Here is a 21214-nt window from a genome sequence, read left to right as displayed (position 1 = left end):
GGGACGTCTGGCATCGGTACCTCCAGCTCTGCAACGTTTCAGAGCATATACCATAACTGTCACAACCATCCGTCAGGCAACACTGACCCCAGCCAGGCTGACCGGATGCTGACCAAGCGCCTGCAGAAGGCGCTGGACCTCATCGATGTGCGGGTGCTCGACCATTTCATCATTGGCGATGGCAACCCGCTGTCGATGGCGGAGTACGGGTGGATGTGACCCCCCCCCCGTGTAGGAGCGAGCATGCTCGCGATGGTGGTAGGGGCACCGCTTTCTTTCAGGCGGCCCTTGTCATCGTTGACGACCATCGCGAGCATGCTCGCTCCTACAGGGTTTTGTGTCGGGTGGCCTATTTGATGTTGACCTTCGAGTAATCCTGTCGCCCAAACGGGCTGACCGAGTATCCCTCGACGGCCTTGCTGGTCAGGGCGAAGGCGGTTGGATGCGCCAGGGGCAGCCACAGTGCCTGTTGCTGGATCTGCGTCTGGGCCTGTTCGTAGAGCTTGGTGCGCACGCCTTGCTCACCGGTGGTCTTGCCGGCATTGATCAACTTGTCCAGGTCCTGGTTGCAATAGCGCGCAAAGTTGGTGCCGGACTTGACGGCTGCGCAGGAAAACTGCGGCGTGAGGAAGTTATCCGGGTCACCGTTGTCACCCGCCCAGCCCATGAACAGCAAGTCGTGTTCGCCAGCTTTGGCGCGGCGAATCAACTCACCCCATTCGATGACGCGGATTTCGGCCTGAATGCCGATTTCCGCCAAATCGGACTGAAGCAGTTGAGCGCCGAGGCTCGGGTTAGGGTTCAGCAGGCTGCCCGAAGGACGGGTCCAGATGGTGGTCTGGAATCCCTCCTTGAGCCCGGCCTTAGCCATCAACGCCTTGGCTTTCTCGACGTCATGCGGGTAACCCGGCAATGTTTTCGCATAGCTCCAGGTGTTGGGCGGGTAGGGGCCGTTGGCGGGTTCAGCGGTGTCTTCGAACACGGCCTTGACGTAGTTGGCCTTGTCGAAGGCGAGGTTGATCGCCTGGCGCACTTCGGGTTTGTCCAAAGGCGGGTGCTGACTGTTGATGGCAACGAAGGCGGTCATGAAGGCGTCAGTCTTTTCGACTTTCAGCGTCGGCTCCTTCAGCGCCGCCTGGACATCCAGAGGCTTGGGCGACAGCGCAATCTGGCATTCATTGCGGCGCAATTTCTGCAAGCGCACGTTGGCGTCAGGGGTAATGGCAAAGATCAGCGGATCGACCGAGGGCTTGCCGCGGAAGTACTCGGCGTTGGCTTTGTAGCGAACGGTGGCGTCCTTCTGGAAACGCGTGAATACGAACGGGCCAGTGCCGATCGGTTGGTTATTGAGCTTTTCCGGCGTGCCGGCTTTCATCAGCTTGTCAGCGTACTCGGCCGAGTAAATCGAGGCGAAGCCCATGCTCAGGGTGGCGAGGAAGGTGGAGTCCGGGTGATCCAGGGTAAAGCGTATGGTCAGGGGGTCCAGTGCGTCGATCTTCTTGATCAGTGCGGGCAATTGCATCGACTGAGCATGGGGGAAGCCGCTCTGGGCGACTTTGTGCCATGGGTTGGCCGGATCGAGCATCCGGTCAAAGCTGAACTTCACGTCCTCGGCGGTCAGTTCACGCGTTGGGCTGAAGTAGTCGGTGCGATGAAATTTCACCTGGGGGTGCAACTTGAAGATGTAGGTCAGGCCATCCGGTGTGACCTCCCAACTGTCCGCGAGGCTGGGGACAACTTTGCCGCTGGCATTGTCGAAGTCCACCAATCGGTTCATCAGCACGTCAGCCGAAGCGTTGGTGGTGGTCAGCGAGTTGTATTGCACCACATCGAACCCTTCGGGGCTGGCCTCGGTGCAGACGCTCAGGGCGGCGGCGTAGGCCTGTGGGCCCAGCAGGAGCGGGGCAAGCAACAGCGGTAGGGCAGCGAGGCGCATGGTCGGGTTCCTTTACAGATCGAAGGCCCATCTGCAAGTGCAGTCTGGAAAAGGCTTACCCTAGTGGGCTGGATTGCAAATGACTATCCCCTTTTTCGTTTTCAGGGGACTATAGCCGATCGATTCTGGCGAGCGCTGGTTGGGAAAAAGCTGGATCGGCTTGTTGCGCAGATTCTCTGCGACGAGCGGTCGCAAGCGACGATAGCCTTGATCCAAGGCGCCTGGCGCCTGAAAAACAGGGTTTTTATCAACTCAGCGCACACTGAATGTTGTTGCTCTCTAGTCTTTCTGGTATAAAGCAGCGCTCTTTTCTAGGGGCCCGGTTCCTTCGTTTGTAGGTGTAGCCGGTAAGACCCTTAAAGAAACGCGGCGCCTGGCGCCAAATGACTGAGAGATTAAGCGGCCAACCCATGCCGGGTTGGGCATGTGGTTTTAGAGGGCTGAGGCATGTCGAGAGTCTGTCAAGTTACCGGTAAGGGTCCGGTGACTGGGAATAACATTTCCCACGCAAATAACAAAACCCGTCGTCGTTTCCTGCCGAACCTGCAGCATCACCGCTTCTGGGTTGAAGAAGAGAAACGTTTCGTGCGTCTGCGCGTATCTGCCAAAGGCATGCGCATCATCGACAAGCGTGGCATCACTGTCGTGCTGGCCGAAATCCGCGCCGCTGGCAAGATCTAAGGGAGCTAATCATGCGTGAATTGATTCGTTTGATTTCGAGCGCCGGTACTGGTCATTTCTACACTACCGACAAGAACAAGCGTACTACTCCGGACAAAATCGAGATCAAGAAATTTGATCCGGTTGTTCGCAAGCACGTGATCTACAAGGAAGGCAAAATCAAGTAATTGATTTTTCCTGACTTACGAAAAAGGCCCGTATCGCGAGATACGGGCCTTTTTTGCTGCCTGCAAAAAAATCAGGCTTTCTGTTCAAACGCCACATAGATCTTGCGGCACGGCTCCAGCACTTCCCAGGTGCCACGGAAGCCTGCCGGGATCACGAAGCGATCGCCCGCGCGTACGGTTTTGCTGTTGCCGTCGTTGTCACGCAACACAGAAACACCCTGAACGATTTCGCAGTATTCGTGCTCGGTGAAATTCACCAGCCACTGGCCGACCGCGCCTTCCCACACACCGGCATTCAACTGTCCGCAAGGGCTGTTGTAGTGGTTGTACACGGCTTGCTCGGGATCGCCTTTGAGAACTTTCGCCGGGTCTGGGCGATAGCGTTCGACGGCAGTGGTGGCCTGGCTGAAGTCTACGATGTTCTGGATGCTCATTATTGTATTCCCCCGTCTTTGCGGTGCGAGTGGCTGGTAATGTTTAAGTCTATGTTTATTAAAATGAACATCGCAAGGCCGTTTGCCGGTGTTATGTCAAATATATTGAAACTTCACCTGCCGCTGGTTTAGGGTGGTGGTTGCCTTGGGCCGCAAGCTGGCTGGCCGGGCAGAATTCCTGACAGCGCCCGCGAAGAACGCGGGTGTCGTATTCAATAAGAGGAGGACACTCGCATGACCACCCTGACTCGTGCCGACTGGGAGCAACGCGCTCGCGATCTGAAGATCGAAGGCCGCGCCTACATCAATGGTGAATACACCGATGCCGTCTCCGCCGAGACCTTCGAGTGCATCAGCCCGGTCGATGGCCGCCTGCTGGGCAAGATCGCCAGCTGTGACGCCGCCGATGCCCAGCGCGCTGTTGAAAACGCCCGCGCCACCTTCAACTCTGGCGTCTGGTCGCGCCTGGCGCCGACCAAGCGCAAAGCCACCATGATTCGTTTCGCCGGCCTGCTGAAACAGCACGCCGAAGAGCTGGCCCTGCTTGAAACCCTGGACATGGGCAAGCCGATCAGCGACTCCCTGTACATCGACGTTCCTGGCGCGGCGCAAGCACTGAGCTGGAGCGGCGAAGCCATCGACAAGATCTACGACGAAGTGGCGGCAACCCCGCACGATCAACTGGGTCTGGTCACTCGCGAGCCAGTCGGTGTTGTCGGTGCCATCGTGCCGTGGAACTTCCCGTTGATGATGGCGTGCTGGAAACTCGGCCCGGCGCTGTCCACCGGTAACTCGGTGATCCTCAAGCCGTCGGAAAAATCCCCGCTGACTGCCATCCGCATCGCTGCCCTGGCCGTCGAAGCCGGTATTCCGAAAGGCGTGCTCAACGTGCTGCCGGGTTACGGTCACACCGTCGGCAAGGCCTTGGCCCTGCACAACGATGTCGACACCCTGGTATTCACCGGTTCAACCAAGATCGCCAAGCAACTGCTGATCTACTCCGGCGAGTCGAACATGAAGCGCGTCTGGCTCGAAGCCGGTGGCAAGAGCCCCAACATCGTGTTCGCCGATGCACCGAACCTGCAAGAAGCCGCCGAAGCCGCTGCGGGCGCCATCGCGTTCAACCAGGGCGAAGTCTGCACCGCTGGTTCGCGCCTGCTGGTGGAACGCTCCATCAAGGATAAATTCCTGCCGCTGGTGATCGAAGCCTTGAAGACCTGGAAGCCTGGCAACCCGCTGGATCCGGCGACCAATGTCGGCGCGCTGGTCGATACCCAGCAGATGAACACTGTGCTGTCATACATCGAGTCTGGCCATGCCGACGGCGCCAAACTGGTGGCCGGTGGCAAGCGTACGCTTCAGGAATCGGGGGGCACCTACGTTGAGCCGACCATTTTCGACGGCGTAAGCAACGCGATGAAAATCGCCCAGGAAGAAATCTTCGGGCCAGTGTTGTCGGTCATCACCTTCGACAGCGCCGAAGAAGCCGTCGCCATCGCCAACGACACGCCTTACGGCCTGGCCGCCGCGGTGTGGACTGCCGACATCTCCAAGGCTCACCTGACCGCCCGCGCACTGCGTGCCGGTAGCGTCTGGGTCAACCAGTATGATGGTGGCGACATGACGGCGCCGTTCGGTGGCTTCAAGCAGTCCGGCAACGGTCGCGACAAGTCGCTGCATGCGTTCGACAAGTACACCGAGCTGAAGGCGACCTGGATCAAGTTGTAATGTGACGCGAGCCCTGGCTATGCCGGGGCTCAACGCAGACCCCCTGTGGGAGCGAGCCTTTGTGGTGAGGGGATTTATCCCCGTTCGGCTGCGAAGCAGTCGCAAAGCCAGTGCAAGCGGTGTATCGATACTCCGCTGTTGCAGGTTTTGGGGCCGCTTCGCGACCCAACGGGGATAAATCCCCTCGCCACAAAGGCCCGCTCCCACATTGCTTTGTGCCGCCTGTAAAAATAACAATCCACAGGAGCGTGGAACATGCGTTGGGCGACGTATTTCGCCGTATTGGCGTCTGTCTTGAGTGTCGGCCTGGCCCTGGGTGTCAGCATGCCGCTGGTGTCGTTTCGCCTGGAAAGCTGGGGATACGGCTCGTTTGCCATCGGCGTAATGGCCGCGATGCCGGCCATTGGTGTTTTATTAGGCGCGAAGATTTCCAGTCACCTGGCAGCGCGTCTTGGCACGGCCAATCTGATGCGCCTGTGTTTGTGGGGTGGGGCTGTGTCCATCGGCCTGCTGGCATTGTTGCCCAGCTATCCGATCTGGCTGGTGCTGCGCTTGTTGATCGGCGTGGTTCTGACCCTGGTCTTCATCCTCGGTGAAAGCTGGATCAACCAACTGGTGGTCGAGGAGTGGCGCGGGAGGCTGGTGGCGCTGTACGGCAGTAGTTATGCGTTGAGCCAATTGGCTGGGCCGATATTGCTGGGCGTCCTCGGCACCCAGCACGATTATGGCTTCTGGGTTGGCGTCGGATTGCTGGTGGCGGCACCGTTGCTGTTGTTGGGCCGCAGTGGTGCGCCCAGTAGCGAGGCCTGCAGCGTGACCTTCGGTGATTTGCTGACCTTCTGCCGTGGCCTGCCGGCGATTGCCTGGGCGGTGTCGCTGTTCGCGGCGTTCGAAGCGATGATCTTGACGTTACTGCCGGTGTATTGCCTGCGCCAGGGCTTCACCACGGAAATCGCCCTGGCGATGGTCAGCACGGTGGTGGTGGGGGATGCTTTGCTGCAATTGCCCATCGGCGCGCTGGCGGACCGGATGTCGCGCCGAGCATTGTTCACCTGGTGCGCGGTAGTCCTGTTGGTGTCGAGCCTGGCGATCCCGCTGCTGATCGACACTCTGATGATCTGGCCGCTGTGGGTGCTGTTCGGCGCCAGTGCTGGCGGGCTGTTTACCTTGTCGCTGATCCTGATTGGCGAGCGTTATCGCGACGATGCGCTGGTCCGAGCCAATGCCCACATCGCGCAGTTGTGGGGCATCGGTTGCCTGCTCGGGCCGTTGATCGCCGGTGCTGGCAGCCAGTGGATCAGCGGGCACGCGCTGCCATTGCTAATGGCGGCGGGAGCGTTTGGCCTGGTGATTCTGCTGTCGCGCCAAGGGGCATTTGGCGCCGTACAGCCAGCATAAGATCAAAAGATCGCAATCTTCGGCAGCGCCTGCAGGCGATCGCATTTCAGTGGCAGGACTGCCGAACGCTCGGGTCTTTTAAAGCATGCGCTCCAGTCCCACTGTAGTGCTGAGCCAGGCATTGAAGCGTCGCCACCAACTGGCCGGCTCTTCGGTGAGGGTGTGCATCTTGCCGTCGTCTTCGGTCACCCATACCACTTGGCCATTCTCCAGCCGCGCCTGATAACTCAGGGCTGGCGCCATGCCTTCCAATGCCAGTTCGCGCACGCGGGCCGCGAGTTCCGGGCTGTCCACCAGCACGCCGACTTCGGTGTTCCACAGTACCGAGCGTGGATCGAAGTTGAATGAACCGATGAAGGATTTCTGTTGGTCGAAGATGATCGCCTTGCTGTGCAGGCTGGAGTCGGACTCGCCATAGGACCTGCGGGAAAACAGGCGCGGTCCGCTGCCGCTTTCATCGCCGGGCTGGCGGCGCAGTTCGAAGAGTTGTACGCCATGCTCCAGCAACGCCTTGCGATACGGGGCGTAGCCGCCATGCACCGCCGGTACGTCCGTGGCCTCCAATGAATTGGTCAGCAACCTCACCGACACGCCGGCATCGGCGCGGCCGGTCAGATACACCAGGCCCGGCTGACCGGGCACGAAATAAGCGGAAATCATCACCAGTTCTTTACTGACGCCATCGAGTTCGGGTGCTAATTGGGTGGTCAGCAGCAGGTGCGGGTCTGGCTCGCCGTCCGCAAGCACTTTGCTCGGTGCATCCCACAACGCCTGGTTCCAGGCCCAGATCAGCTCTTTGCGCCAGGTATCCAGGCGCGGGTCCGTGGCAAACTTCCTCAACTGCTGAAAGAGCGCATGGTTCTGTTTGCGTGATTGTTCCAGGGATTCTTCCAGTCGGGCCCGGGTATTTTTCAGGTCCTGTGCGGTCGGTTTGCTCGACAGAAACTGTTCGACCGGTTTGCTCAGGGCGCTATTCCAGTATTGGTCGAAACTGTGCCCGAGCTGCTCCGCGATCGGGCCGACGCCGAGGATGTCGATGTCGGTAAAATTCAGATTGGGTTCGGCATCGAAATACTCGTCACCCAGATTACGCCCGCCGACGATGGCCATGCTGTTGTCCGCCAGCCACAGCTTGTTGTGCATGCGCCGATGTTGTTGTGACAAGTTGAACAAGCGACCCATGGTACGCGTTACGCCGGTGCTGCGCCCCAGGTGCAAAGGGTTGAACACTCGAATCTGGATCTGCGGATGCGCTGCAAGCGTGGCGATGGTGACGTCCTGGCCGTCACTGGTGGTGTCGTCGAGCAGGATGCGCACACGCACCCCGCGGTCGGCGGCCTTGAGCAATTCCTCCACCAGCATCCGCGTGCTGACGCCGTCATGCACGATGTAGTACTGCAAATCGAGACTACCTTGGGCGTTGCGGATCAGTTCGGCGCGGGCGGTGAAGGCTTCGGTGCTGTCCGATAGCAGGCGAAAGCCGGATTTCCCTTCATGGGGTGCCGCCTGCGCCTGGACCGAACGGCCAAATGCCGAAGCGCTCGCCGGCAGCGCCTGGCTTTGTTCGCGCTGCACGTCGAGGCTGGCGCAGCCGCCAAGGAACGAAGCAAGTAACACCAGAGCTAGCAGGGGCTGTCTGATTCTCACGTGGGACCGTTCCGATTGGCGGCAGATGTTGGTATATGGACGCTAATTTGCGCAGAAAGGTCAGTCAGTCAGCCCGTTGGTTTGCGCCAGCAGTTGGATGGCAGCGGCGCCGACCTTGCGCACAGCTTCTTCAACCTGTGCTGTTGGTTTGGCAGCGTAGTTCATGCGCAGGCAATTGCGGTACTTGCCCGAGGCAGAAAAGATGCTGCCGACGGCAATCTGTACGCCCTGATCGTGCAAGGCGCGATTGAGTTTCAGGGTGTCGAAGCCTTCCGGCAACTCGACCCACAGCATGAAACTGCCTTGCGGGCGGCTGGCGCGGGTGCCTGCGGGGAAATACCGCGTGACCCAATCGATCATCGCGTCGCGATTGCGCTGGTATTGCGTGCGCATGCGCCGCAAATGCGGTTCGAAATGACCGGCCTTGAGAAACTCGGCGATGGCAATCTGTGGCTGCGGCGCGGTCGAGCCGGTGCTGATGTATTTCATGTGCAGCACGCGCTCCAGATAGCGTCCCGGCGCCACCCAGCCAATGCGCAGGCCGGGAGCGAGGGTTTTGGAAAACGAACTGCACAGCAGGACACGACCGTCTTCGTCGAAAGATTTGATGGTGCGCGGGCGAGGATAGCTGTAGGCCAGCTCGCCATACACATCGTCTTCGATGATCGCCACGTCAAAGCGCTGTGCAAGCATCAAGAGTGAGCGTTTGCGCGACTCCGACATGATATAGCCCAGCGGGTTGTTGCAGTTTGGGGTCAACTGTATGGCCTTGATCGGCCACTGTTCCAATGCCAGTTCCAGTGCATCCAGGCTGATCCCGGTGAGCGGGTCGGTGGGGATTTCCAGGGCTTTCATCCCCAGGCCCTTGAGGGTTTGCATGGCGCCATGAAAGCTTGGCGAATCCACAGCCACAATATCGCCTGGCTCGCAGATCGAACGAATGCTGGTGGACAGCGCCTCGTGGCAGCCAGTCGTTACCACCAGGTCGCCGGGGGCCAGTTGGCAGCCGGAATCGAGCATCAGCCGGGCGATCTGCTCGCGCAGTTCCAGATTGCCGTGGATGTTGTCGTAATACAGGCCGGGCATGTCTTGTCGGCGGCTGAGCTGCGCCAGGCCGCGCAGCAGCGGCTTGAGGGTCGGCGTTGTGATGTCCGGCATGCCGCGACCCAGTTGCACGACATCCTTGCGCGGCACCGCACGGATCAGCTCCAGCACCTGGTCCCATTGGGAAATGTCTACCGGCCGCTGAGCCGGGCGACCCACCGCTGGAAGTTCGGGCAGATCGCGGCTGACCGGCACGAAATATCCGGATTTAGGCCTTGGCGTGGCCAGTCCGCTGTCTTCCAGCACGCGATAAGCCTGCTGCACTGTGCTCAGACTGACGCCGTGTTCAACACTCAGCGCGCGCACCGACGGCAGTCGGTCACCGGGGCGATAGAAGCCTTGTTCGATTCGCGTGCCGAGCAGTTCGGCGAGGTTGACGTAGAGAGTCATGGTGCAGTCTCGTCTGAGGTCAGGTGATTGACCAGTACAGATGGAGCAAAAAATCAGGATTCAGTACCTACAGCGTTAAATCTGTATGGAGATAATACATTTTGGTTGAATCTGTAATGCTTTTCGCCGTCCACGCATCATGAAAGCTCTGGCTACCCAAGTAAACAGGAGCAATCAAAATGAACGGCTTGAGCGATGTGCGGCTGACGTTACACAGTCAAGAGCTGACGGCAGGGCAGGATCACGGTGCGCGCGAGGCGGACATGCGCGGCGCGCCTTTGAAGCGCTGGGATCGGTTCTGGCGTCGTCTGCACACGCGCAAGGCATTGCTCGAACTGACACCTGCTCAGCTCAAGGATGTCGGGCTGACGCGTGAGCAGGCGCGGGAGGAGGGGCTTAAGCCTTTCTGGAGAGTTTGAACATTGCGGTGTTCATTCGATCCATTCGCGGGCAAGCCCGCTCCCACAAGGACCGCGTCGGTCACAGATGTTTTGTACGACACGGCTCCTGTGGGAGCGGGCTTGCCCGCGAAGAGGCCCGGTGAGCCGAAACCAAACGATCAGACCAACTCTTTGAGCCGATGCCACAACATCCCCAACGCCAACAACGGCGAGCGCAAATGCTTACCGCCGGGGAACGTGATGTGCGGCACCTGGGAGAACAGGTCGAAGCCACCGCTGTGCTGCCCGCTAATGGCCTCGGCCAGCAACTTGCCCGCCAGGTGCGTGGCGTTCACCCCGTGACCGGAATATGCCTGGGCGTAATACACATTTGGCTGATCTTTAAGTCGTCCGATCTGCGGTAGACGGTTGGCGCCGATTCCGATCATCCCGCCCCACTGATAATCGATCCTCACGTCGGCCAATTGCGGGAAGACGTCCAGCATTTTTGGACGCATATAGGCGGCGATATCTTTCGGGTCCCGCCCCGAGTAATGGCAGGCACCGCCGAACAGCAGGCGGCGATCCGCCGAGAGTCGATAGTAATCCAGCGCCACCCGCTGATCGCAGACCGCCATGTTCTGCGGCAACAGTGCGTGGGCCAGTTCTTCGCTCAAGGGTTCGGTCGCGATGATATAGCTGCCGGCGGGCAACACCTTGCCGCTGAGTTCGGGATTGAGCTCATTGAGGTAGGCGTTGCAGCCCAGTACCAGCGTCTTTGCCCGGACCGAGCCTGTGGCGGTGTGCACCTTGACCTCGGGGCCGTAGTCGATGCGCGTGACGGCCGACTGTTCGAACAGTTTCACGCCCAGTTGCCGGGCGGCGGCGGCTTCGCCCAGCGCCAGGTTCAGTGGGTGCAGATGCCCGGAACCCATGTCGATCAAACCGCCGACGTAGCGGTCGGAGCCCACTACGGTGTGCATTTCATGGGGTTGCAGCAGACGGGTTTCGTAGCGGTAGCCGAGGCTGCGCAATTCTTCGGCGTCTTCGGCGAAACCTTCGAGATCACGGGGCTTGTTGGCCAGGTCGCAGTAACCCCACGTCAGGTCGCAGGGGATCTGAAAACGTTCGACCCGCTGTCGGACGATTTCAACTGCTTCCAGGCCCATGAGCTTCATCTGACGTACACCGTCGGCGCCGATCACGTTGGCAAACTGATCAAGGCCATGGCCAACCCCGCGAATCAGTTGCCCGCCATTGCGGCCGCTGGCGCCCCAGCCGATTTTATGGGCTTCCAGCAGCACCACGCTCAGGCCGCGTTCCGCCAGTTCCAGCGCTGTGTTCAATCCGGAGAATCCGCCCCCGACCACGCAGACATCAGCCATCTGTTCGCCGGACAGCACCGGAAAGTCAGGCTGAGGCAGGCTGCTGGCGGCGTAATAGGAGGCGGTGTGCCGGTGATTCGGGACAGGCTGCTGGGCACGGCCATTCATGTGCGTGATCCTGATGGGTGTGTCTAGAAAATTCGACGGAGCATAAGCCGGACCTCGAAGGCGGGCAACACTGGTCGCTCGGTGCTGTCTGGATGGGGATTTTTACGTCAGAATCTGCCTCTGTTTCGAGATCGGTAATAGTTTGGATGAGCTGCAACAGTCAGAAAATTCGCACGTTGCGCCAGCAGATTCCCTCGTTCGAGTGCGTCCCCGGCTGCCATGACTGCTGTGGTCCGGTAACAACCTCGCCGGAGGAAATGTCCCGCCTGCCACGCAAGAGCCGCGCCGAGCAGGATGCGGCGATGGATGAACTCAACTGCGTCCATCTGGGGCCGAACGGCTGCACGGTGTATGACGAACGGCCGCTGATCTGTCGGTTGTTTGGCACTACTAAAACACTGCCATGCCCGAATGGGCGGCGGCCGGTAGAGCTGATTCACCCTCGGGTCGAGAAGCAGATCCATGAATACATGGCCAGCACCCGGCAGGTTCTTGTTTGATCGTTCCCACGCTCCGCCTGGGAACGATCCATGTCGAGTCAATCCGGAATCGGCAGGCTCAAGCTCTCTTTCACCTCTTCCATCACGATATAACTCTTGGATTCGCGCACATGCGGCAGCTTGAGCAGGATGTCGCCCAGCAGTTTGCGGTACGAGGCCATCTCCGATATCCGCGCCTTTACCAGGTAGTCGAAGTCGCCTGATACCAAGTGGCACTCCAGGACGTGGGGCAGTTTCAGCACGGCGCGTCGGAATTCTTCGAAGGTATCACCGGACTTGTAGTCGAGGCTGATCTCGACGAATACCAGCAGGCTTCCCTTGAGGTGCTGCGGATTGAGCCGGGCGTTGTAGCCCATGATGATCCCTTCGCGCTCCAGGCGCCGCACCCGCTCGGTACAGGGCGTGGTCGAGAGCCCGACCTTTTCCCCAAGTTCCGTAAAAGATATGCGCCCATCCGCTTGCAGGATCCGCAGGATATTGCGGTCGATCTTGTCCAGCTCACGTTTGGTTTGAGTGTTGGTACGCATAGGGGATGCGCCTCCGTGAAAAGGGTTTTTGCCGAGAATTGTCGCCAAATATAGGCGCTTATATAGTGAAAAGCACTGGCAAATCTTTTTTACACTGCGCACATCCGAAGCTTTGAACAACAAACGTCAGCGGTTAGCCGCGATGAGGGAAATGAAAATGCGCGTTATGGTCTTGGGTAGCGGCGTCATCGGTACCACCAGTGCTTATTATCTGGCACGCGCCGGGTTTGAAGTGGTGGTAGTGGACCGGCAGCCGGCTGCTGCCATGGAGACCAGTTTCGCCAACGCCGGGCAGGTCTCGCCGGGCTATGCCTCGCCGTGGGCCGCGCCGGGTGTGCCGCTCAAGGCTATCAAATGGCTGTTGCAGCGCCATGCGCCCCTGGCGATCAAGGCCACTGCCGACATCGATCAGTACCTGTGGATGGCACAGATGCTGCGCAACTGCACCGCCAGCCGCTACGCGGTGAACAAGGAGCGCATGGTCCGCCTGTCCGAGTACAGCCGTGACTGCCTTGACGAACTGCGCGCCGAAACCGGTATTGCCTACGAAGGCCGCAGCCTGGGTACTACTCAATTGTTCCGCACCCAGGCTCAGCTCGATGGCGCTGCAAAAGACATCGCCGTGCTGAAAGAGTCCGGCGTGCCGTTCGAACTGCTTGACCGCGAAGGCATTGCCCGCGTCGAGCCGGCCCTGGCCAATGTGACCGACATCCTCGCCGGTGCCCTGCGCCTGCCGAACGACCAGACTGGCGACTGCCAGATGTTCACTACCAAGTTGGCAGAGATGGCCACTAACCTTGGCGTGCAATTCCGCTTTGGCCAGGACATCCAGAGCCTCGACTTCGCCGGTGACCGCATCAACGGTGTGTGGATCGATGGCAAACTGGAAACCGCTGACCGCTACGTGCTGGCGCTCGGCAGCTACTCGCCGCAATTGCTCAAGCCGCTGGGCATCAAGGCGCCGGTGTATCCGCTCAAGGGTTACTCCCTGACCGTGCCGATCACCAACCCGGCGATGGCCCCGACTTCGACCATTCTCGACGAGACCTACAAAGTCGCGATCACCCGTTTCGACAACCGTATCCGCGTTGGCGGCATGGCGGAAATCGCCGGTTTTGACCTGTCGCTGAACCCGCGTCGGCGCGAAACCCTGGAGATGATCGTCAACGACCTTTATCCTCAGGGCGGCAATCTGGCCGAGGCCAGTTTCTGGACCGGCCTGCGTCCGACCACGCCGGACGGCACGCCGATTGTCGGCGCTACCCCGTTCAAGAACCTGTTCCTGAACACCGGTCACGGCACCCTCGGCTGGACCATGGCGTGTGGCTCTGGCCGCTTGCTGGCCGACCTGATGGCCAAGAAAAAGCCGCAGATCAGTGCCGAAGGGCTGGATATCTCCCGGTATGGCAGCAACCGTCAGGAGCCTGCAAAACATGTCAATCCAGCGCCGGCTCACCAGTGAGCCCACGCTAGGCGCGCTGCGAAAGCGATAATGCGAGATCCCTCTCCCGGTGCTACTGGCGGTTATCGCCGCCCGCAGCGCCGGTTTTTTATTAACCGACCGACCAGAAGTCTGCCGCCATGCGTCCTGCCCGTGCCCTGATCGACCTCCAAGCCCTGCGTCACAATTACCAGATCGCCCGTGAAGTCACGGGTGCCCGTGCTCTTGCGGTGATCAAGGCCGATGCCTACGGCCATGGCGCGGTGCGTTGCGCCCAGGCGCTGGAAGCCGAGGCGGACGGGTTTGCCGTGGCCTGCATCGAAGAGGCCCTGGAGTTGCGAGCGGCGGGCATTCGTGCGCCCGTCCTGCTGCTGGAAGGTTTTTTCGAAGCCAATGAGCTGCCGCTGATCGTCGAGCATGATTTCTGGTGCGTGGTGCATTCGCTGTGGCAACTCGAAGCGATCGAGAAAGCTGCATTGAGCAAGCCGATCACGGTCTGGCTCAAGCTCGACTCGGGCATGCATCGGGTCGGCCTTCATCCGAAGGACTATCAGGCAGCCTATCAACGGCTGCTGGCCAGCGGCAAAGTTGCGAAGATTGTGCTGATGAGCCATTTCGCCCGTGCTGACGAATTGAACTGCCAGGCCAGTGCCGAGCAGGTCGCGGTCTTCGAAGCGGCGCGTCAGGGCTTGTCGGCCGAAGTCAGCCTGCGAAACTCCCCGGCGGTGCTGGGTTGGCCGCAGATTCCCAGCGACTGGGTTCGCCCGGGGATCATGCTGTACGGCGCCACGCCGTTCGAGGAAGCCAACGCCGTGGCCTCGCGCCTGCAACCGGTGATGACCCTTGAATCGAAGGTGATCAGCGTCCGTGAATTGCCTGCTGGAGAGCCGATCGGCTACGGCGCCAAATTCATTACCCAGAAGCCGATGCGCGTTGGCGTGGTGGCCATGGGTTATGCCGATGGCTATCCGCGGCTGGCGCCGACCGGGACGCCAGTATTGGTCGCCGGGCAACGCAGCCAGTTGATCGGCCGGGTGTCGATGGACATGCTGTGCGTCGATCTGACTGACATTCCACAAGCAGGCCTGGGCTCGACCGTCGAGTTATGGGGCAAAAACATCCTCGCCAGCGACGTGGCCATCGCCGCCGGCACGATTCCGTACCAGATCTTCTGCAACCTGCGCCGGGTGCCAATGCTCTATTCCGGGAGCTAGGGCAAAGCCGCCCAGACCGGAAGTCGCCTCGCCGAACAGGATTCAGGTCAAGGTGTTGTAAATACTGAACGCTGTCGCCATGATAACGCTCAATATTCCAACAACCTGAATCCTTGGAGGCGCAAGCTTGGACGTCGGTGAACGACTGCAATCAATCCGCAAGCTCAAAGGTCTTTCCCAGCGTGAGCTCGCCAAACGCGCGGGCGTCACCAACAGCACGATTTCGATGATCGAGAAGAACAGCGTCAGCCCCTCGATCAGTTCGCTGAGGAAGGTGTTGGGCGGGATTCCCATGTCCATGGTCGAGTTCTTTTCCGAAGAAATCCTGCAGGAAATACCGACTCAGATCGTCTACAAAGCCAACGAGCTGATCGATATTTCCGATGGTGCAGTGACCATGAAACTGGTCGGCCGGGCTCACCCGAGCCGCGCTATCGCATTCCTCAATGAAATCTACCCTCCAGGCGCCGATACCGGTGAGGAGATGCTCACCCATGAGGGCGAGGAAACCGGGATTTTGCTGGAAGGGCGACTGGAACTGGTGGTCGGGCTTGAAACTTTTGTGCTCGAAGCTGGCGATAGCTACTACTTTGAAAGTACCAAGCCGCATCGTTTCCGTAATCCATTCGATGCGCCGGCGCGACTAATCAGCGCAGCAACACCCGCGAACTTTTAAGGAAAGAGGCGTCCTGCCAGCACGGCAGAGGCACTTGAGCCGTTTGACCGTTGCGCAACAAGACCCCTTCGACTTTGGGGTTGTTTCAGTGTCGCGGGCTTACCGCTATACTTGCGCCCGCCTGCGAACCGTGGCCGTAGGCGTGACTAGCCACCATTGAGGGTGAACGCGTGAATCTAATTATGAAAATGCTGGCCGTACCAGCAACCGTATTGGCCCTCTGGGCTGCCAGCGCTCAAGCTGCGACCAATGACGAAATCGCCAAGCGCCTTGAGCCAGTCGGCCAGGTCTGTGTCCAGGGCAAAGAGTGCAAGGGCATGGAAGTCGCCGCTGCTGCTGGCGGCGGCGGTGGTGCAAAAACCCCGGATGAGGTGATTGCAAAACATTGCAACGCTTGCCACGGTTCAGGCTTGTTGGGCGCACCGAAAATCGGTGATGCCGCCGCCTGGAAAGAGCGTGCCGATCACCAGGGCGGCCTCGACGGCATCCTGGCCAAAGCCATTACCGGTATCAACGCGATGCCACCTAAAGGCACCTGCGCCGACTGCTCCGACGCCGAGCTAAAAGGCGCCATCCAGAAGATGTCCGGCCTGAAATAAGCCTGAGTCTTCCTGCTGAAAAGCCGCTTTCGAGCGGCTTTTTTTGTGCCTGCGATTTCGTTAATCGCTCCTACAGGGTTTCCTGTGTGGGTCGATTGTTTTTAATGGGCTGGTCAATGCAGCAAAGACCCGGCAAGCTCGGTCCAACCTCACTCATGGAATGTACGGGAGGATCGGATGGTACAGCTGTGTTCTATCGAGCAAGCGGTCGATGAAGTGTTGGCGAGGTTGCCGGCGCATATTCACATGGGCTTGCCCTTAGGATTGGGTAAGCCCAATCACTTCGTCAACGCGCTGTATCAACGAATTGCTCAGTTGCCTGAGCGACGGCTGACGATTTACACCGCGTTGTGCCTGGGACTCCCGCCCTTGGGCGATGGCTTGCAAAAGCGCTTCCTTGAACCCTTTATCGAACGGGTTTTCGGCGATTATCCGGAGCTGGAGTTCCTCGCCGACCTGCGTCGCGATGATCTACCGGGCAACATTCACATCCAGCAATTCTTCATGCAGCCCGGCAGTCTGCTCAACAGTGCCACGGCGCAACAGGATTACGTCAGCAGCAACTACAGCCATGCCGCCCGGGACATTAACGCTGCCGGTTTGAACTTGATTGCTCAATTGGTGGCCAGTCATCCCGAACATCCCGATCGCTTGAGCTTGAGTTGCAACCCGGACATCACCCTCGACCTACTGCCGATGATTGCCAGGCGCCGTGCAGAAGGGGAGACGATCCTGATGGTCGGGCAGGTGCACGACGATTTGCCCTACATGCCCGGTGACGCTGAAGTCGGCATCGACACCTTCGACCTGTTGATCGACGAGAAAGACAGCACCACGCTGTTTTCCACGCCGAACATGCCGGTGGGTTTCCAGGATCATTTCATTGGCCTGCACGCCAGCTCACTGGTGCGTGATGGCGGTACCCTGCAGATCGGCATCGGTTCCATGGGCGATGCGCTGACCGCTGCGTTGCTGGCGCGTCAGGCTGACAACGATGCCTATAAGGCTTTAATGAGCGACCTGAATCTCGATCCGTGGGCGCAACTGATTGAGCGCGAAGGTGGCATCGAACCATTCGCCAAAGGCTTGTACGGTTGCAGCGAAATGTTCGTCAACGGCCTTCTGGTGCTGGCTGACGCCGGGATCGTGCGGCGCAAGGTTTACCCGGACGTGCCGACCCAACGGCAGGCCAATGCCGGCACCCTCGACGAAGCGGCGCAAACCGACGGTATTTCGGTGCACGGCGGCTTCTTCCTCGGCCCACGCAGTTTCTATCAGCGGCTGCGCGAATTGCCGCAGAGCAAGCGTCTCGAATTCAACATGACCCGCATCAGCTACATCAACGAACTGTACGGGCAGGAAGAGCTCAAACGCCTGCAGCGGCTCGATGCACGATTTATCAACACCGCGTTTACCGTAACCCTGCTAGGCGCCGGTGTGGCGGATCAGCTTGAAGATGGGCGCGTGGTCAGCGGGGTGGGTGGACAATACAACTTCGTTGTCCAGGGCCATGCGCTGGAAGGTGCGCGTTCGGTGTTGCTGCTGCGTAGTTGGCGTGAGTCGGCGGGTGACGTCAGTTCCAATATTGTCTGGGAGTACGGTCATTGCACCATCCCCAGGCACCTGCGGGACATCGTGGTCACCGAGTACGGCATTGCCGATCTGCGCGGCAAGACGGATGCGGCGGTGATCGAAGCCCTGTTGAACATCAGCGACTCGCGTTTTCAGCCGGGCTTGATCGAGCAGGCACGGAAGGTCGGCAAGTTACCGAAGGATTTCCATCTGGATCCGCGTTTCACCGACAACACACCACAGCGTTTGCAGGCGATTGAAGCGCGTCATTCGCGGTTGTTTCCGGAGTATCCGCTGGGTTGCGATTTCACCGACGTGGAGCGTGACCTGTTGCGGGCGCTGAACTGGCTCAAGAGCAAATTCAAACTCAGCGAAGTGCTGGCGTTGGGCAAGGCTGCGCTCGATGCACCGCAGGCGGCAGCATTCCCGGAACATCTGGAACGCATGCAGCTGGCCAATCCGGAGGGGATGAAGGAGGATTTGTATCAGCGGTTGCTGCTCACGGGCCTCAAGGCCACTACACCGATCTGATCGTTCCCACGCGCAGCAAAGGAATGCCTCTTCGGACGCTCTGCGTTCGACTCTGGATGGGACGCAGAGCGTCCCGGGCTGCATTCCCACGCAGAGCGTGGGAACGATCAATGCGGTGGGCGGCTTTACTCGATGAAGGTCACGACGCCGCCAGCCAGCGACTGCACGCGCGCCAGCGACTCAACGCGATAACCCTGGGCATCCAGCTCCGCACGACCGCCCTGGAACGATTTCTCGATCACGATCCCCAAGCCGGCCACGGTGGCACCGGCTTGCTTGATGATCGAGATCAGCGCCTGGGACGCCTTACCGTTGGCCAGGAAGTCATCGATGATCAGCACGCGGTCGCTGCTGGTCAGGTGGCGCGGAGAAATCGCCACGGTGCTTTCGGTCTGCTTGGTGAACGAGTAGACGGTCGCCGACAGCAGGTTTTCAGTCAGGGTCAGGGACTGATGCTTGCGCGCAAAAATTACCGGCACACCGAGGTTCAGGCCGGTCATGATTGCCGGCGCAATGCCCGAGGCTTCGATGGTGACGATCTTGGTGATGCCCGAATCCTTGAACAGCGTGGCGAACTCATCGCCGATCAGCTTCATCAGGGCCGGGTCGATCTGGTGGTTCAGAAAGGCGTCGACTTTCAGGACCTGATCGGAAAGCACGATGCCTTCTTCGCGAATTTTCTTGTGCAGTGCTTCCATGAAGCTGTCCTCGTTTGGCGCCTTTTGCGCCGAAGGTCTAAATAAATGTGGTCAATTCTAGCGCTTTAACATCGCGCGTATATCCGCCAATGCGCTATTGCCACGCACGGCTTTGACTTCGGTCGGTGTGTCGTCGTTGCCTTCCCAGGCCAGGTCGTCCGGCGGCAGTTCATCAAGGAAGCGGCTTGGTGCGCAGTCGATGATCTCGCCGTATTGCTTGCGCTTGGCGGCAAAGGTGAAGGCCAAGGTCTGGCGCGCGCGGGTAATGCCCACGTAGGCCAGGCGCCGCTCCTCCTCGATGGTGTCGGCTTCGATACTGGAACGGTGCGGAAGGATTTCCTCTTCCATGCCCATGATGAACACGTAGGGGAATTCCAGGCCCTTGGAGGCGTGCAAGGTCATCATCTGCACGCCTTCGGCACCGTCTTCCTCCTCCTGCTGGCGCTCGAGCATATCGCGCAGCACCAGCTTGCCAATCGCGTCTTCGACGGTCATTTCGCCTTCTTCGTCCTTCTCGAGCGTGTTTTTCAACGCTTCGATGAGGAACCACACGTTGCCCATGCGGTAGTCGGCGGCCTTGTCGCTGGAGCTGTTGGTGCGCAGCCAGTTCTCGTAGTCGATGTCCATGACCATGCTGCGCAGGGCCGAGATCGGGTCTTCGCCGGCGCATTGCTCGCGGACCTTGTCCATGAAGCGCTTGAAGCGCGACAGACGATCGGTGAAGCGGCTGTCCAGATGCTCGCCCAGGCCGATTTCGTCGGTGGCGGCATACATCGAGATTTTTCGCTCGGTGGCGTAGTTGCCCAGTTTCTCCAACGTAGTCGAGCCGATCTCGCGGCGCGGCACGTTGATCACGCGCAGGAAGGCATTGTCGTCGTCCGGGTTCACGATCAGGCGGAAGTAGGCCATCAGGTCTTTCACTTCCTGGCGCCCGAAGAAGCTGTTGCCGCCGGACAAGCGATAGGGAACCTGGTGATGCTGCAACTTCAGTTCGATCAACTTGGCCTGATAGTTACCCCGGTACAGGATCGCGAAATCGCTGTAAGGCCGGTCGGTGCGCAAGTGCAGGCTGAGGATTTCCACGGCCACGCGCTCGGCTTCGGCGTCTTCGTTGCGGCAGCGGATCACGCGGATCTCGTCACCGTGACCCATTTCACTCCACAGCTGCTTTTCGAATTCGTGGGGGTTATTCGAAATCAGTACGTTTGCGCAGCGCAGGATGCGGCTGGTGGAGCGGTAGTTCTGCTCCAGCATCACCACTTTCAGGGAAGGGTAGTCTTCCTTGAGCAGCATCAGGTTTTCCGGGCGGGCGCCGCGCCAGGCGTAGATCGACTGGTCGTCGTCACCTACCACGGTGAACTGATTGCGCTTGCCGATCAGCATTTTCACCAGCAGGTACTGGCTGGCGTTGGTGTCCTGGTATTCGTCCACCAACAGGTAACGCACCTTGTTCTGCCACTTTTCCAGGATGTCGGCGTGCTCTTCGAACAGCTTTACCGGCAGCAGGATCAGGTCGTCGAAGTCCACCGCGTTAAACGCCTTGAGCGTACGCTGGTAGTGGGTGTAGACAATGGCGGCGGTCTGTTCCTTGGGATTGCGCGCGTTCTCCAGGGCCTGGGCCGGCAGGATCAGGTCGTTTTTCCAGGCGCCGATCATGTTCTTGATCTCGTCGACGCCGTCGTCGCCCGAGTATTCCTTTTGCATGATGTCGGTCATCAGGGACTTGACATCGGTCTCGTCGAAAATCGAGAAACCGGGCTTGTAGCCCAACCGCGCGTGTTCCTTGCGGATGATGTTCAGGCCCAGGTTGTGGAACGTGCAGACCGTCAGGCCGCGGCCTTCACCGGCGCGCAGCAGGGTGCCGACCCGCTCCTTCATCTCGCGCGCGGCTTTGTTGGTGAATGTCATGGCGACGATGTACTGGGCGCGGATGCCGCAGTTCTGGACCAAGTGGGCAATCTTTCGGGTGATTACGCTGGTCTTGCCGGAGCCTGCACCGGCGAGCACCAAAAGAGGGCCGCCGACATAGCTCACGGCTTCTTGCTGCCGGGGATTGAGTCGGGACATAGGTAAATTCAGGAGTCAGTCACGAAATGGG

General features: G+C 59.6%; 19 protein-coding genes and 1 pseudogene. 12 read left to right on the top strand and 8 right to left on the bottom strand.

The genetic code is table 11. The features are described from left to right. Positions 1-60: 60 nt before the first annotated feature. Positions 61-219, top strand: a pseudogene (locus AC1Q8Q_RS12895) (JAB domain-containing protein); the annotation flags it as partial. Positions 220-349: 130 nt separating this feature from the next. Here AC1Q8Q_RS12895 and AC1Q8Q_RS12890 read toward each other — a convergent pair. Then, positions 350-1936 (bottom strand): ABC transporter substrate-binding protein, encoded by a 1587-nt coding sequence (locus AC1Q8Q_RS12890; RefSeq protein WP_083349911.1) that lies wholly within the window; start codon positions 1934-1936, stop codon positions 350-352. A 447-nt stretch (positions 1937-2383) separates the two neighbouring features. Between AC1Q8Q_RS12890 and rpmB the strand changes: the two genes are divergently transcribed. After that, positions 2384-2617: a 50S ribosomal protein L28 gene (rpmB, locus tag AC1Q8Q_RS12885; RefSeq protein WP_003176907.1), complete on the top strand. Its 234-nt coding sequence runs from the start codon at positions 2384-2386 to the stop codon at positions 2615-2617. An 11-nt stretch (positions 2618-2628) separates the two neighbouring features. After that, entirely contained in the window at positions 2629-2784 is a 156-nt protein-coding gene (gene rpmG / locus AC1Q8Q_RS12880; protein ID WP_007894709.1) for a 50S ribosomal protein L33, read from the top strand. 71 nt (positions 2785-2855) lie between these two features. On the opposite strand, the gene AC1Q8Q_RS12875 is transcribed toward rpmG, so the two are convergent. Further along, positions 2856-3218, bottom strand: a complete 363-nt coding sequence (locus AC1Q8Q_RS12875; protein WP_008054608.1) for a cupin domain-containing protein — start codon at positions 3216-3218, stop codon at positions 2856-2858. 234 nt (positions 3219-3452) lie between these two features. Between AC1Q8Q_RS12875 and AC1Q8Q_RS12870 the strand changes: the two genes are divergently transcribed. Beyond that, positions 3453-4946, top strand: coding sequence for an aldehyde dehydrogenase (locus tag AC1Q8Q_RS12870; protein ID WP_020797898.1), 1494 nt, complete (start codon positions 3453-3455; stop codon positions 4944-4946). A gap of 255 nt (positions 4947-5201) precedes the next feature. Then, positions 5202-6344, top strand: coding sequence for an MFS transporter (locus AC1Q8Q_RS12865; RefSeq protein ID WP_033044259.1), 1143 nt, complete (start codon positions 5202-5204; stop codon positions 6342-6344). A gap of 78 nt (positions 6345-6422) precedes the next feature. On the opposite strand, the gene AC1Q8Q_RS12860 is transcribed toward AC1Q8Q_RS12865, so the two are convergent. Beyond that, positions 6423-7991: a phospholipase D family protein gene (locus AC1Q8Q_RS12860; protein WP_492615091.1), complete on the bottom strand. Its 1569-nt coding sequence runs from the start codon at positions 7989-7991 to the stop codon at positions 6423-6425. Positions 7992-8051: 60 nt separating this feature from the next. Then, positions 8052-9485, bottom strand: coding sequence for an aminotransferase-like domain-containing protein (locus AC1Q8Q_RS12855; protein ID WP_492615090.1), 1434 nt, complete (start codon positions 9483-9485; stop codon positions 8052-8054). Between the two features lie 179 nt (positions 9486-9664). Here AC1Q8Q_RS12855 and AC1Q8Q_RS12850 point away from each other — a divergent pair, with 179 nt between their 5' ends. After that, positions 9665-9904, top strand: a complete 240-nt coding sequence (locus AC1Q8Q_RS12850) for a DUF1127 domain-containing protein (protein WP_168756989.1) — start codon at positions 9665-9667, stop codon at positions 9902-9904. 140 nt (positions 9905-10044) lie between these two features. Here AC1Q8Q_RS12850 and AC1Q8Q_RS12845 read toward each other — a convergent pair whose 3' ends face one another. Continuing rightward, the gene (locus AC1Q8Q_RS12845) at positions 10045-11358 is read right to left on the bottom strand and encodes an NAD(P)/FAD-dependent oxidoreductase (RefSeq protein WP_492615089.1); all 1314 of its coding nucleotides are present in this window, start codon (positions 11356-11358) and stop codon (positions 10045-10047) included. A gap of 146 nt (positions 11359-11504) precedes the next feature. Between AC1Q8Q_RS12845 and AC1Q8Q_RS12840 the strand changes: the two genes are divergently transcribed. Next, on the top strand, positions 11505-11858 hold the full coding sequence (locus AC1Q8Q_RS12840) for a YkgJ family cysteine cluster protein (RefSeq protein ID WP_110748172.1): 354 nt from the start codon (positions 11505-11507) through the stop codon (positions 11856-11858). A 38-nt stretch (positions 11859-11896) separates the two neighbouring features. Here AC1Q8Q_RS12840 and AC1Q8Q_RS12835 read toward each other — a convergent pair whose 3' ends face one another. After that, positions 11897-12385, bottom strand: a complete 489-nt coding sequence (locus AC1Q8Q_RS12835; protein WP_003177284.1) for an Lrp/AsnC ligand binding domain-containing protein — start codon at positions 12383-12385, stop codon at positions 11897-11899. A 157-nt stretch (positions 12386-12542) separates the two neighbouring features. Here AC1Q8Q_RS12835 and dadA point away from each other — a divergent pair, with 157 nt between their 5' ends. The 5 genes from dadA to AC1Q8Q_RS12810 all read left to right on the top strand — a co-directional run bounded on the left by dadA (position 12543) and on the right by AC1Q8Q_RS12810 (position 18418). Beyond that, entirely contained in the window at positions 12543-13847 is a 1305-nt protein-coding gene (gene dadA / locus AC1Q8Q_RS12830) for a D-amino acid dehydrogenase (protein WP_033044263.1), read from the top strand. 119 nt (positions 13848-13966) lie between these two features. Beyond that, a complete protein-coding gene (gene alr / locus AC1Q8Q_RS12825; RefSeq protein WP_151143739.1) occupies positions 13967-15040 on the top strand; it encodes an alanine racemase in 1074 nt (357 codons plus the stop codon). A 127-nt stretch (positions 15041-15167) separates the two neighbouring features. Further along, positions 15168-15716, top strand: coding sequence for a cupin domain-containing protein (locus tag AC1Q8Q_RS12820; RefSeq protein WP_020797889.1), 549 nt, complete (start codon positions 15168-15170; stop codon positions 15714-15716). Positions 15717-15898: 182 nt separating this feature from the next. Continuing rightward, the gene (locus AC1Q8Q_RS12815) at positions 15899-16315 is read left to right on the top strand and encodes a c-type cytochrome (protein ID WP_020797888.1); all 417 of its coding nucleotides are present in this window, start codon (positions 15899-15901) and stop codon (positions 16313-16315) included. Positions 16316-16492: 177 nt separating this feature from the next. Next, positions 16493-18418 (top strand): acetyl-CoA hydrolase/transferase C-terminal domain-containing protein, encoded by a 1926-nt coding sequence (locus AC1Q8Q_RS12810; protein WP_492615088.1) that lies wholly within the window; start codon positions 16493-16495, stop codon positions 18416-18418. 125 nt (positions 18419-18543) lie between these two features. On the opposite strand, the gene AC1Q8Q_RS12805 is transcribed toward AC1Q8Q_RS12810, so the two are convergent. Both AC1Q8Q_RS12805 and rep read right to left on the bottom strand, forming a co-directional pair. Continuing rightward, on the bottom strand, positions 18544-19116 hold the full coding sequence (locus AC1Q8Q_RS12805; RefSeq protein ID WP_020799401.1) for a xanthine phosphoribosyltransferase: 573 nt from the start codon (positions 19114-19116) through the stop codon (positions 18544-18546). Positions 19117-19173: 57 nt separating this feature from the next. Continuing rightward, positions 19174-21183: a DNA helicase Rep gene (rep, locus tag AC1Q8Q_RS12800; RefSeq protein ID WP_020799400.1), complete on the bottom strand. Its 2010-nt coding sequence runs from the start codon at positions 21181-21183 to the stop codon at positions 19174-19176. Between the last annotated feature and the right edge of the window lie 31 nt (positions 21184-21214).

Source organism: Pseudomonas sp. GW823-FHT06B06 (genome assembly GCF_058795195.1).
This window is presented reverse-complemented; position numbering and strand designations above follow the sequence as displayed.